The organism is Streptomyces malaysiense (genome assembly GCF_000980885.2).
GTDB lineage: Bacteria > Actinomycetota > Actinomycetes > Streptomycetales > Streptomycetaceae > Streptomyces > Streptomyces malaysiense.
In genome coordinates this window covers 57743-70468 of record NZ_LBDA02000003.1, presented here as the reverse complement: position 1 = coordinate 70468, position 12726 = coordinate 57743, and the positions used below count along the sequence as shown (strand labels likewise).

General features: G+C 72.4%; 12 protein-coding genes. 8 read left to right on the top strand and 4 right to left on the bottom strand.

Annotation, left to right across the window (positions count from 1 at the left end):
• Window positions 1-12 precede the first annotated feature (12 nt).
• Both VT52_RS01145 and VT52_RS01140 read right to left on the bottom strand, forming a co-directional pair.
• Window positions 13-294, bottom strand: a complete 282-nt coding sequence (locus VT52_RS01145) for an Lrp/AsnC family transcriptional regulator (protein ID WP_046421294.1) — start codon at window positions 292-294, stop codon at window positions 13-15.
• Complete coding sequence (locus VT52_RS01140; RefSeq protein WP_046421369.1) at window positions 291-1076, bottom strand: rhomboid family intramembrane serine protease; 786 nt, start codon at window positions 1074-1076, stop codon at window positions 291-293. The genes VT52_RS01145 and VT52_RS01140 overlap by 4 nt, the downstream gene beginning before the upstream one ends.
• A gap of 148 nt (window positions 1077-1224) precedes the next feature.
• Between VT52_RS01140 and VT52_RS01135 the strand changes: the two genes are divergently transcribed.
• The 5 genes from VT52_RS01135 (at window position 1225) to VT52_RS01115 (ending at window position 6628) form a co-directional block, all read left to right on the top strand.
• Window positions 1225-1464, top strand: a complete 240-nt coding sequence (locus VT52_RS01135) for a hypothetical protein (protein WP_046421295.1) — start codon at window positions 1225-1227, stop codon at window positions 1462-1464.
• 52 nt (window positions 1465-1516) lie between these two features.
• Window positions 1517-2860, top strand: coding sequence for an NYN domain-containing protein (locus VT52_RS01130; protein ID WP_046421297.1), 1344 nt, complete (start codon window positions 1517-1519; stop codon window positions 2858-2860).
• A 211-nt stretch (window positions 2861-3071) separates the two neighbouring features.
• Window positions 3072-4106: a C40 family peptidase gene (locus tag VT52_RS01125; protein ID WP_046421298.1), complete on the top strand. Its 1035-nt coding sequence runs from the start codon at window positions 3072-3074 to the stop codon at window positions 4104-4106.
• Window positions 4107-4348: 242 nt separating this feature from the next.
• Window positions 4349-5410 (top strand): C40 family peptidase, encoded by a 1062-nt coding sequence (locus VT52_RS01120; protein WP_079174770.1) that lies wholly within the window; start codon window positions 4349-4351, stop codon window positions 5408-5410.
• Between the two features lie 30 nt (window positions 5411-5440).
• The gene (locus VT52_RS01115) at window positions 5441-6628 is read left to right on the top strand and encodes a hypothetical protein (RefSeq protein WP_107481210.1); all 1188 of its coding nucleotides are present in this window, start codon (window positions 5441-5443) and stop codon (window positions 6626-6628) included.
• Window positions 6629-6639: 11 nt separating this feature from the next.
• On the opposite strand, the gene VT52_RS01110 is transcribed toward VT52_RS01115, so the two are convergent.
• Window positions 6640-7869 carry a glycosyltransferase family 87 protein gene (locus VT52_RS01110; RefSeq protein ID WP_046421300.1) on the bottom strand — a complete coding sequence of 410 codons (1230 nt, stop codon included), beginning with the start codon at window positions 7867-7869 and terminating at the stop codon, window positions 6640-6642.
• A 131-nt stretch (window positions 7870-8000) separates the two neighbouring features.
• Between VT52_RS01110 and VT52_RS01105 the strand changes: the two genes are divergently transcribed.
• Complete coding sequence (locus tag VT52_RS01105) at window positions 8001-9143, top strand: glycosyltransferase family 4 protein (protein ID WP_046421301.1); 1143 nt, start codon at window positions 8001-8003, stop codon at window positions 9141-9143.
• A gap of 65 nt (window positions 9144-9208) precedes the next feature.
• Here the strand turns inward: VT52_RS01105 and VT52_RS01100 are convergent, their stop codons facing one another.
• Window positions 9209-11005, bottom strand: a complete 1797-nt coding sequence (locus tag VT52_RS01100) for an AMP-dependent synthetase/ligase (protein WP_046421302.1) — start codon at window positions 11003-11005, stop codon at window positions 9209-9211.
• 298 nt (window positions 11006-11303) lie between these two features.
• On the opposite strand from VT52_RS01100, the gene VT52_RS01095 reads away from it, so the two are divergent.
• Window positions 11304-12101 (top strand): metallophosphoesterase family protein, encoded by a 798-nt coding sequence (locus VT52_RS01095; RefSeq protein WP_079174779.1) that lies wholly within the window; start codon window positions 11304-11306, stop codon window positions 12099-12101.
• A 113-nt stretch (window positions 12102-12214) separates the two neighbouring features.
• Entirely contained in the window at window positions 12215-12652 is a 438-nt protein-coding gene (locus VT52_RS01090; RefSeq protein ID WP_046421305.1) for an SRPBCC family protein, read from the top strand.
• The last annotated feature ends 74 nt before the right edge of the window (window positions 12653-12726 follow it).

Sequence of the window (12726 nt, the reverse complement as noted above, 5' to 3'; positions counted from 1 at the left end):
TTCGGCGGACGGTCAGGAGTCCAGGCCGATCGCGAACGCCGCCTCCAGGTCGTGCTGCGAGTACGTGCGGAACGCGACGTGCGTGTCCGTCGCCTCGACGCCCGGGATCCTGCTGATCCGGCCCGGGATCACATCGGCCAGATCCTCGTGCTCCCGCACCCGCACCATGGCGATCAGGTCGTACGTACCGGTGACGGAGAAGACCTCGCTCACCGACTCCAGCGAGGCGATCTGCTCGGCGATCTCGGGAATCCGGTCCACGCTGGTCTTGATGAGGACGATCGCGGTGATCACGGCTGGTTCTCTCCCTCGGGGGCCGGTTCGGGTGCGCATTTCACTCTAGCCCGCCCGTCTCCCGCCACCGCCCTCGCGAGGCCGCCCCTCGGGCCCCTCCACCTGCCGTAGCGCACCCAGGCGTAGACGAACCCGGTACCGAACCCCACCAGGTGCGCCAGGTAGGCCACCCCCGGCCCCTGTGCCGAGCGTCCCGCCGCCAGCCACTGGAGCGTGACCCAGAACGGCAGCACGACCCACGCGGGAAAGCGCAGCGGCAGGAAGAAGAGGAACGGCAGGAGACTGGTGACACGGGCCCGAGGGAACAGGAAGAGAAACGCCCCGAGCACCGCCGAGATCGCCCCCGACGCGCCCACCAGCGACTGTTCGGAGGTGTCGTTGGCGACGGCGTACCCCAGCAGTGCCAGATAGCCGCAGCCGATGTAGAAGAGAGTGAACTCCACCCGGCCCATCCGCTCCTCGGTCAGCACGCCGAAGACGAGGAGGAAGAGCATGTTGCCGAGCAGATGCACCCAGTTCCCGTGCACGAACAGCGCCGTGACCGGGGTCAGCGCGTGCGCCCGGGGCGCGGCGAACAGCTCGGCCGGGACCACCCCCCAGGTCCGGAAGTACACCCGCTGCGCGTCCTGGAGCACGTATCCGGTGCCGTACCCGGGGACGATCCCGGAGGCGGGGCCCAATACGAAGATCAGACAGCACAGGGCGATCAGGCCGTACGTCATCGGCGCGTCCCGGAGTGTCCTGAAGGTCCTGCCGGCCGCCGCACTCCACTCGCTGATCATGAACACAGAGCATGACGTAACCGGACGCAAGCCGACAGACCGCCTCGCCGCCTCGGATGGACGGGCGGCGAGAGGCCGCCAGGCCGTAGGGTTACGAGCCACACCCGTCGGCCCGCCGGCGTGGTCCGACCGACCCGGGAAGGGCACGATGACGGTTCCCCAGCCGACCGCCACGACGCGATGGCGCTGCACCCTGTGCGGCAACCTCACCCGCTTCGACGTCACGCGCTCCTCGAAGGTCGTGGAGTATGTCCACCTCGACCTCGCGGGCGAGCCGACGGTGGAGGAGCGCCAGGTGGTCAGTGAGACCATCGAATCGGTGCGCTGCCGCTGGTGCAACGCGGTGGACCAGGTGGAACTCGTGGACAGGCCGGGCACCGGCTCCTGAGGGGGCCGGGCCCGAAGAGGCATTTCTTCGGCAAGGTAGTGGGGTGTGACGGATGGTGGAGAGCGCAGGCGGGGGGCCGGGCGACGGCACCGCTGAGGTGCTTGACCGTCCGCTGCCCGACGGGGTGCGCCGCAGGGTCGTCGCGATCGTCTCGGAGTGCTTCGGCAAGCTGACCGTGGCCGAACTGCCCGCACAGCTGCGGCAGTACGCCCGTTTCGCCCCGAATCGCCGCGCGAAGTTCGCCGGGAACGCGATGGCCGCGGCGCTGGAGACCGACACGTTGTTCCGGCAGCGGATCGGCGAGAAGTTCCGCGCCGCGCAGCCGGAGCTGGCCGGCGCCCTGGAGGCCGGCTCCGCGCCCGCGGCCGTCGACCCGCTCGACGTGGCTGCGGCCGCCTATGTGCTGCGCCCGGCGGGCTGGGTGAAGCTGGTCACCGCGGCCGGCGAGGAGGCCCAGCGGGCCGACGCCGAGCGGGCCGACGAGGAGAGCCGCGCCGAACTGGAGCGGCTGCGCGCCGAACTGGACCGCGCCCGCGAGCACACCAGAGCCGAGACCGAACGGCTGCGCGCGGAGCTGGAGTCGGCGAAGCGCGACCTGGAGTCGCTGAACCGCAAGCTGCGCTCGGCGCAGAGCGATGTGCGCCGGGGCGAGGCCGCCCTGCGCAAGGCGCAGGGCGAGATGGACGCCGTGCGCGCCGAGGCGGGCACCCGGGTGTCGGCCGCGGAGAGCGAGTCCCGGCGGCTCAAGGCGCGGCTCGGCGAGGCGGAGGCGGCCCTGGAGGCCACCCGCAAGGCCGCCCGCGAGGGGCGCAGCGTGGAAGACATGCGGGTACGGCTACTCCTCGACACCCTCCTGGACGCCACCCAGGGCCTGCGGCGCGAGCTGGCGCTGCCGCCGGTGTCCGTGCGCCCGGCGGAGACCGTCGACGCGGTGGAGCCGGGCCGGATGACGCCGAAGGACATCGCGGCGCGCGCTCTGTCCGAGCACGACCCGGCGATTCTCGACCAGTTGCTCGCGCTGCCGCAGGCGCATCTGGTCGTCGACGGCTACAACGTGACCAAGACCGGTTATCCGCAGATGCCGTTGGAGAAGCAGCGGCTGCGGCTGCTGGGCCAGTTGTCCGCGCTCGCCGCGCAGACCGGCGCCGAGGTGACCTGCGTCTTCGACGGCGCCGAGTTGGCCGCGCCGGTGCTGCTCGCGCCGCCGCGCGGGGTGCGGGTGCTGTTCTCCAAGCCGGGCGTCACGGCCGACGAGCTGATCCGCCAGCTGGTCCGCGCGGAGCCGCCGGGCCGGCCGGTCATCGTCGCCTCCACCGACCGCGAGGTGGCCGACGGCGTGGCGCGGGCGGGTGCCCGTCCCGTGGCCTCTGCGGTACTTCTGAAGCGACTGTCCTGAAGGCCCAACAAGCGCATCGAATGCCCGAATTGGGCGCCCTGTCACACGACGTAGGGTCAATCGGCCATCACTGCTCGTGGATTGTGTGCAAAGAATGCATTGCGTGACGGGAATTTTTGCCGTGAGGATTTGAATGATCACAACATGGTCACTAGGGTCGGGCCTCGAACCTCCGAACGGGTGAACACTCACAAGAAGGAGTTCGTCCTCCGTGGCGTCCCACCGTCGACCCAAGCAGCAGAGCCGTGCACGCGTGACCGTGCTGACCACCGCAGCAGCCGCCGCCGTCGTGCTCAGCGCGAACGCCGCGAACGCCGCGCCGAGCGAGAAGCTCAGCAAGGACCAGGTCAAGTCCAAGGTCGACAAGCTGTACGAGCAGGCCGAGCAGGCCACCGAGAAGTACGACGGGGCCAAGGAGAAGCAGCAGAAGCTCCAGAAGGAGATCTCCACGATCCAGGACAACGTCGCGCGGGGTCAGGAAGACCTCAACAAGCTGCGCGACGGCCTGGGTTCGCTGGCCACGGCGCAGTACCGTTCCGGCGGTATCGACCCCTCGGTCCAGCTCTTCCTCTCCTCCAACCCGGACGACTTCCTCGACAAGGCGTCCACCCTCGACCAGCTCAGCAGCCAGCAGGTCGACGCGCTGCGCAAGATCCAGAGCAAGCAGCGCGAGCTCGCCCAGGAGCGCTCCGAGGCCACCGAGAAGCTCAAGGACCTCGCGGACACCCGCACCGAACTGGGCAACAAGAAGAAGGAAGTCCAGGGCAAGCTGGCCGCCGCCCAGAAGATCCTCAACAGCCTCACCGCCAAGGAGAAGGCCGACCTCGCCGCCCAGCAGCAGCGTGCCGACCGCTCCTCCAGCGAGCGGGTGAACCTCGGCGACGCCCCGCCCGCCTCCGGCAGGGCCGCGGCCGCCTTCGCCGCCGCCCAGGGCCAGCTCGGCAAGCCGTACGTCTACGGCGCCACCGGCCCCTCCTCCTTCGACTGCTCGGGTCTGACCTCCTACGCCTACGCGCAGGCCGGCGTCTCCATCCCGCGCACCTCCGAGCAGCAGGCCAACATAGGCACCCGGATCTACAGCCAGAGCCAGCTCAAGGTCGGCGACCTGGTGTTCTTCTACGGCGACATCCACCACGTCGGTCTGTACGCGGGCAACGGCCAGGTGCTGCACGCGCCGCACACCGGTGCGGTGGTGCGCTATGAGGCGATGTCCGACATGCCGTTCCAGTTCGGCGTCCGGGTCTAAACCCCCGACGCTCCCGGGGAGGGCGCCCGATCGGGCGAATCCACGGGACGCGAACTGACTCCACGCCCCGCCGGTGACCTGCGTCAGCGTCGGGGCGTCACTCTTTGTCGCCGTCGCGGTCTTTGGCCGCGGCCCTTCCGCACGGCTACTGTCTGCCGCGTTTCCCCGACGCCGGGGCCTCCCCGTCCCCAGGCGCCGGGGAACGCCGTCCGTGTCAGCCAGTGGAAGGGGTTCGGCAGCCCGTGGGGTCCCATCGTCGCCTTGCACCGTCCGGTCAGCGCCGCGTACCGGCCGGATTCGACCGGTTCGACCGGGGTGCCGCAGCCCTGTGCGCCCTGTCGGCCGCCGTCGCGGCCCTCGGAGCGGTACCGGCGCAGGCCGCGCCGCATCCCGACGCCCGCGCCGAGGTGGACCGGCTCTACACGCAGGCCGAGCAGGCGACCCAGGCCTACGACCGGGCCCAGGAGCGCACCGACGCGCTGCGCCGCGAGGTCCGCTACGCCCAGGACCGCGTCGCCCGCCGCCAGCAGGACGTCAACACGCTGCGCGAGGAGCTGGGTTCGCTGGCCGGGGCGCAGTACCGCTCGGGCGGCATCGACCCGGCCGTCGCGCTGCTGTTCTCCGACGACCCGGACGACTACCTCGACAAGGCGGCCACCCTCGACCGGATCAGCGCCCAGGAGGCGGGCCGGCTGCGGGAGTTGCGCTCCGCACTGCGCGAGCTGGACCAGGAGCGGGCGGAGGCGGCCGACGAGCTCGACGCGCTGGACCGCAGCCGCCGGGCGGTCGCCGCGCACAAGCGGGCGGTGGAGGACAAACTCGCGCGGGCCCGGCAGCTGCTGAACTCGCTGTCCGCGTCCGACCGCGCCGCCTACGAACGGTCCTCCCGCTCGGCCGGCCCCGACCGGCTCGGCCTGCCCGGTCTGTCCGGTCTGCCCGGCGTGGCCGGCGCCCCCGGCGTGCGTGCCGCCGCGGCCCTGGCCGCCGCCCGCTCCGCGCTCGGCCGCCCTTATGTGTGGGGCGCCAACGGGCCCGCCGGCTTCGACTGCTCGGGCCTGATGCAGTGGTCGTACGCGCACGCCGGCATCCAGCTGCCCCGCACCTCCCAGGAGCAGCGGTTCGCGGGGCGGCGCGTCCCGCTCTCCCAGGCCCGCCCCGGCGACCTGGTGATCTACCGCTCCGACGCCAGCCATGTGGCGATGTACGTCGGCCACGGCCAGGTCATCCACGCGCCCCATCCGGGAGCGGCGGTGCGCTACGACCCGGTGGGGATGATGCCGGTCTCCTCGGTGACCCGGCCCTGACGCCCCGGCGGCGCGCCGTACGATCGTGTGATGGCCGGTGGCAGGCGGGTGAGAAGCGTCGGGGCGCTGGCCCTGTGCCTGCTGCTGCCCCTGGCCGGATGCGCCGGGCGGACGGCGGCCGACTCCGCGAAGGGCGAGGTGCAGCACCTCCTCGACCTGCGCTCGGCGGCGCTGCTGCGGCATGACGCGCAGGCGTACGGCGCGACGGGCGCGAGCGCCGAGTACACCAGGCTGCGCGCCCTGCCGCTGGCCTCCTGGGACTACCGGATCACCACCTTGCGGCGCACCGCGGCGGGGGCCACCGCGGACGCCGACCTCGCCTACCGGGTCGCCGGGTACGACCAGGCCCCCGTCGACACCCGGCGCACCCTCACCCTGGCCCGCACCGCCTCCGGCACCTGGTACGTCACCGCCGACCGGCCGGCCGGGAAGTCCGGGCAGCAGCTGTGGGACCAGGGCGCGGTGACCGCCGTACCCGGCGCGCACAGCCTGGTGCTGGGCACCGGGCAGCCGGTGGCGAAGCTGCGCGCGTACGCCCGGATGGCCGACCGGGCGGTACCGGCGGTGTCCGAGGAGTGGGGCACCGACTGGACGCGCCGGGTGGTCGTCCTGGTCCCCGCGTCCCTGACGGGCATGGCGGGCCTGCTCGGCTCGCCCGCCGCGAACTACCGGGGGATCGCCGCCGTGACCACCGGAGAGGCGGGCGGCGCGGGGCGGACGCCGGCCGACCGGGTGGTGATCAACCCGGACGCGTACGCGGTCCTCGGCACGATGGGCAGACAGGTCGTCCTCACCCACGAGACCACCCACGTCGCCACCCGCACCCGTACCACCGCGGCCACCCCCCTGTGGCTCTCCGAGGGCTACGCCGACTGGATCGGCTACCTGGGCACCGACCGCACCCCGGCGCAGGCCGCCCCGGAGCTGGCCCGCGCCGTCGGCGACGGCCGGGTACCCACCGCGCTCCCCGCCGACAAGGACTTCGGCTTCACCAGCGACCCCACCGCACTGGCCCGCGCCTACGAGAGCGGCTGGCTGGCCTGCCGCATGATCGCCGACCAGTGGAGCCCGGCCCGCCTCACCGCCTTCTACCGCGCCGTCGGCACCCACACCACCCGCCCCGGCGCCGTCGAGACCGCCCTGCACGACATCCTCGGCCTGACCCCGGCCACCTTCACCGCCCGCTGGCAGAAGTACGTCAGGACGGAGCTGGGCTGAGCGCACGCGGCTCAGGGGGAGACCGGGGTTTCCGTGGTGGTGGGGAGGGGCTGGAGAGGGGTCGGCGTGGGGGAGGCCGTGGTGCGCCACAGGTGGTGGGCCGCGAGCAGGGTCGCGGCGGCCAGCAGGGCGTTGCGCAGGAGCAGGAGGGTGATTCCGTACCAGTCGCTGGTGACCACGTGGACGAAGCCGACGGGGAATTCCAGGACGGTCAGGAAGGAGGCCGCCAGGACCAGGAGCGCGGGGGCGGTCATCCGGGAGGCGCGGTGGGTCAGGCAGACGGCGGCCAGGCCGATCAGCCAGACCAGGTACTGGGGGCTGATCACGCGGCTGGTGGTGGTGAAGAGGAGCACGGCGGTCAGCGCCGCGTCCGTCAGGGTGGGCGGCGGGAAGCGGCGGGCCCTGAGGCGCCACAGCAGCAGCCAGCCGAACGCGCCCGCCGTCAGGGCCAGCGCCGCCGCGCTCACCTCGGGCACGTACGGGCCCAGGAACTCGATCGAGCCGTAGTTCAGCAGCACCTGCCCGCTCCAGCCGAAGTGCCGGGCCACGTGGAAGACCAGGGCGCCCAGCGACTCCACCTCCGTGCCCCGCTCCCGCTGGAAGGTCAGGAAGGCGAACGCGCCCGGCATCCACACCGCGAACGCCGCCGCGAGCGCCACCCCGGTCACCGCCGCCGACACCCACGCCCGGCGCCGCACCGCACCGGCCAGCAGCAGCGCCGGCCACACCTTCAGCAGCGCCCCGAAGGCCGTCAGCGCCCCCATCACCCGGGGATGCCGTGCCCCCGCGAGCAGCGCCGCCACGGCCACCGCGGTCACCATCACGTCGTAGCGCGCGTACACCGTCGGCCCGAGCAGCGGTACGCCGGCCACCCACACCCAGGCCCCGCGCCGCGACCGGCCGGGCCGCCGGGCCGACCGCAGCAGCAGCGCCAGGACCACCAGGTCGGCGAGGAACGCCAGCGCGAAGAAGGCGTGCGGGTAGGAGAGGAAGGGCAGCAGGTCGGGCGCGAGGATCGCCAGCGCCGCGGCCGGCGGGTACTGCCAGGTGACGTCGTCCAGCGGGAACGTGCCCTGGTGCAGCACCTGGTACCAGTTGTGGTAGATCACCGAGACGTCCGTGGTGACGTCGGGACCGGGGAAGACGTACACCCCGAGGACGAAGAGCAGCAGCACCGCACGGGTGACGCACCAGGTCGCGAGCAGGTACGCCGGCGACCGCCGGGCGTCCTTGGTCTCCACGTGTTCCCCTGCCGTTCGATTGCGGTCCGAGTCCCGTGCCGGGGGACCATGATGTCCCGAGCGCCCCGGGCCGTGCCAACGCACCGGCCGCCGCCCGGTGCCGGACGGCCGGTTCGGTAGGGTCGGCGGCGATGCACAAGACCCTGATCGTGACCAACGACTTCCCGCCCCGGCCGGGCGGCATCCAGGCATTCCTGCACAACATGGCGCTGCGCCTGGACCCCGACCGGCTGGTCGTCTACGCCTCCACCTGGAAGCGCGGCCGGGAGGGCGCCGAGGCGACGGCCGCCTTCGACGCCGAACAGCCCTTCACCGTCGTACGCGACCGTACGACCATGCTGCTGCCCACCCCCGGGGCGACCCGGCGCGCGGCGGGGCTGCTGCGCGAGCACGGCTGCACCTCGGTCTGGTTCGGGGCCGCGGCACCGCTCGGGCTGATGGCGCCCGCGCTGCGCCGGGCCGGTGCCCGGCGGCTGGTGGCCACCACCCACGGGCACGAGGCCGGCTGGGCCCAGCTGCCCGCGGCCCGGCAGCTGCTGCGCCGGATCGGCGAGGCCACGGACACGATCACCTACCTGGGCGAGTACACCCGCTCCCGGATCGCCGGCGCGCTCACCCCCGGGGCGGCCGCGCGGATGGCGCAACTGCCGCCCGGCGTCGATGAGAAGACCTTCCACCCGGGCTCCGGCGGTGACGAGGTGCGCGCCCGGCTCGGCCTCACCGACCGCCCGGTCGTCGTCTGCGTCTCCCGGCTGGTGCCGCGCAAGGGCCAGGACACCCTGATCCGGGCCCTGCCCCGGATCCTCGCCGCCGAGCCGGACGCCGTGCTGCTGATCGTCGGCGGCGGCCCCTACGAGCAGGACCTGCGCCGCCTCGCCCGGGAGACCGGCGTCGACGCCTCGGTCCGCTTCACCGGCGCCGTCCCCTGGTCCGAGCTGCCCGCCCACTACGGCGCGGGCGACGTCTTCGCCATGCCCTGCCGCACCCGCCGCGGCGGCCTCGACGTGGAGGGCCTCGGCATCGTCTACCTGGAGGCGTCCGCGACCGGACTGCCGGTCGTCGCGGGCGACTCCGGCGGCGCCCCGGACGCGGTCCTCGACGGGGAGACGGGCTGGGTGGTCCGCGGCGGCGAACACCTCGACGTCGCCGACCGCGTCGTCACCCTGCTCGGCGATCCCGGACTCCGCCGCGCGATGGGGGAGCGGGGCCGCCGGTGGGTGGAGGAGAAGTGGCGCTGGGACCTGCTCGCGGAGCGGCTGAGGGACCTGCTCTGACGGTCCGCCGACCGGGGTGACGGACCGTCGGACCCCTTCGGGAGCGGGCGGTCGGCGCGGTCGGCCTACTTGGCGTAGATCGCCTCGATGTCGTCCGCGTAGTCCTTCGCCACCACGTTCCGCTTGAGCTTCAGGGAGGGGGTGAGGTGGCCCGAGTCCTCCGTGAACTGGGACGCGAGGACGCGGAACTTGCGCACCGACTCGGCCTTGGACACCGCGGCGTTTCCGTCGTCCACGGCCTCCTGGATCGCGGCGTTCAGCTCCGCGTCGTCGCGCAGCGACGCCGCCGTGGACCCCGCCGGCTTGCCGTGCTCGGCGGCCCAGCGGGCCAGGAACTCCTCGTCCAGGGTGACCAGGGCGCCGACGAACGGGCGCCCGTCGCCGACCACCATGCACTCCGCGACCAGCGCGTGCGCGCGGATACGGTCCTCGATCACCGCGGGGGCCACGTTCTTGCCGCCCGCCGTGACGATGATCTCCTTCTTGCGGCCGGTGATCCGCAGGTACCCGTCCTCGTCCAGGGTGCCGATGTCCCCGGTGTGGAACCACCCGTCGGCCAGCGCCTCCGCCGTCGCGCCCGGGTTGTTCCAGTACTCCTTGAACAGGTGCTCGCCGTGCAGCAGCACCTCGCCGTCGTCCGCTATCCGCACCACGGAACCGGGCAGCGGCTGCCCCACCGTGCCGATCTTCTGACGGTCCCACGGGTTGAACGCGGTCGCCGCGCAGGACTCGGTGAGGCCGTACCCCTCCAGCACAGTGAAGCCGATGCCCCGGAAGAAGTGGCCGAGCCGCTCGCCCAGCGGGGCGCCGCCCGAGATGGCGTACTCGCCCCGGCCGCCGAGGACCGCGCGCAGCTTGCCGTAGACCAGCTTGTCGAAGACCTTGTGCTTGATCCTCAGCCCCAGCGACGGTCCGGACGGGCTGTCCTGGGCCTTGCTGTACGCGATCGCGGTGTCGGCCGCCTTGTCGAAGACGGCACCCTTGCCGTCCGCCTGCGCCTTGGCGCGCGCGGAGTTGTAGACCTTCTCGAACACGCGCGGCACACCGAGGATCAACGTCGGCCGGAACGCCGCCAGTTCGTCGGTGAGGTGCTTGATGTCCGGGACGCAGCCGAGTTTGATGGGCGCCATCATCGGCGCGATCTGCACCAGCCGTCCGAAGACGTGGGCCAGCGGCAGGAAGAGCAGCACCGAGCACTCGCCGGTACGGAACAGCGGCCGCAGCCGCTCCACGATGTTGCCGCACTCCGCGAAGAAGCTGCGGTGGGTGAGCACACAGCCCTTGGGGCGGCCGGTGGTGCCGCTGGTGTAGACGATGGTGGCCGGGTCGTCGGCGCAGGCGAGCGAGGAGCGCTCGTCCACCGTCTCCTCCGACACGTCCTGGCCGAGCCGTTCCAGCTCCTCGATGGCGCCGGCCTCGATCTGCCAGACGTTCTTCAGCGCGGGCAGCGTGTCGCGTACCGCCTCCACGGCGGCCGCGTGCGCGTCCAGCTCCACGACGCAGGCGGTCGCGCCCGAGTCGGAGAGGATCCACTGCACCTGCTCGGGCGAGCTGGTCTCGTACACCGGCACGGTCACCGCGCCCGCGCTCCAGATGGCGAAGTCGAGGAGCGTCCACTCGTAGCGCGTCCGGGACATCAGGCCCACGCGGTCGCCCGGCTGCACCCCGGCGGCGATGAGGCCCTTGGCCGCGCTGTGCACCTCGGCCAGGAACTTCCGGGCCGTCACGTCCTGCCAGGTGCCGCCGGACTTGCGGGCGATCACGGCTACGTCGGGATGCTGCGCGGCGTTTCTGCGGACGATGTCGGTCAGGTTTCCGTCCGCAGGGACCTCGTACAAGGCCGGAAGGCTGAACTCGCGCAAGACTGCTGCTCCTCATAGGGCGCCGGCGCCACGACGTTGTGTGCTGCGACGGTGCGGTCCAAGGCTCGGGCTGGTGCTCGGGGCTACCGGTGGCTGAAACCCAGAGCACGACTGGACTGCCCGGACGTTACCCGTCGGTATGCGGTTCCCGACAGGGGGTCCCGGCCAGATGTTCGCTGCGTCACACACGATGGCGTTCCTTCGCGCACAGTAGTCCACGGCCTCTCCGACCGGCGAGTAACCGCAGGCCACGAACGGGACTGTTCACCTGCGGCACACACGCCTACCCTTGATCGCCATGGCATCCACACCCCCTCGAAGCAGCCGGCACCGCGTCCACGTGGTCAGCGACGTGCACGGCAACGCCCGGGACCTGGCGCGGGCCGGCGAGGGTGCCGATGCTCTGATCTGCCTGGGTGACCTGGTGCTCTTCCTCGACTACGCCGACCACTCGCGCGGCATCTTCCCCGACCTGTTCGGCGAGGAGAACGCCGACCGCATCGTGGAACTGCGCACCGCCCGCCGCTTCGAGGAGGCCCGCGCGTTCGGCGCCGAGCTGTGGGGCGGGATCGAGGGGGACCGCTTCACCGCCATCGAGAAGGCGGTGCGCAAGCAGTACGCCGAACTCTTCACGGCGTTCCCCACCCCGACGTACGCCACCTACGGCAATGTCGACATGCCGCAGCTGTGGCCGGAATACGCCGGTCCCGGCACCACCGTCCTGGACGGGCAGCGGGTGGAGATCGGCGGGTGGACGTTCGGCTTCGTCGGCGGGGGGCTGCGCACGCCCATGCGGACGCCGTACGAGATCTCCGACGAGGAGTACGCCGCGAAGATCGAGGCGGTCGGGGAGGTCGACGTGCTGTGCACGCACATCCCCCCGGAGGTGCCGGAGCTGGTGTACGACACCGTCGCGCGCCGTTTCGAGCGGGGGAGCCGGGCTCTGCTGGACGCCATCCGGCGCACCCGGCCCCGCTATTCGCTCTTCGGGCATGTCCACCAGCCGCTGGCGCGCAGGATGCGGATCGGGGCGACGGAGTGCGTGAACGTGGGGCACTTCGCGGGCAGCGGCAGGCCGTGGGCCCTGGAGTGGTGACGGGGCGAGGGCCGGGGCGCGGCGGGCGCACGGTAGCCTTCACGCTGCACACACGTGCGCAGGCAGCACAACGGCAAGAGTCTCTTCGGTCCGCATCTGGAGGAGCCACGGCGATGGCGGAACACACCAGTTCGAGCATCACGATCGGGGCGGCTCCGGCCGACGTCATGGCGGTGATCGCCGACTTCGCCCGCTACCCGGACTGGACCGGTGAGGTGAAGGAGGCGGAGGTCCTCAAGACCGACGAGCGGGGGCGTGCCCAGGAGGTACGGCTCGTCATGGACGCCGGTGCGATCAAGGACGACCAGACGCTGGCGTACACCTGGGCCGGTGACAACGAGGTCTCCTGGACGCTGGTCAAGTCCCAGATGCTGCGGTCCCTCGACGGGTCCTACCTCCTGGCGCCGGCGGGTCCGGGCGGCACGGAGGTCACGTACCGGCTCACCGTCGACGTCAAGATCCCCATGCTCGGCATGATCAAGCGCAAGGCGGAGAAGGTCATCATCGACCGCGCCCTGGCGGGCCTGAAGAAGCGCGTCGAAACCCCCTGATCCCCTGACGTCCGCCCGCCCGTTCCCCTGGCCCGGCCGGCCGGGGGCGGGTGCGCGGCCCGGCGCTTCCGGCG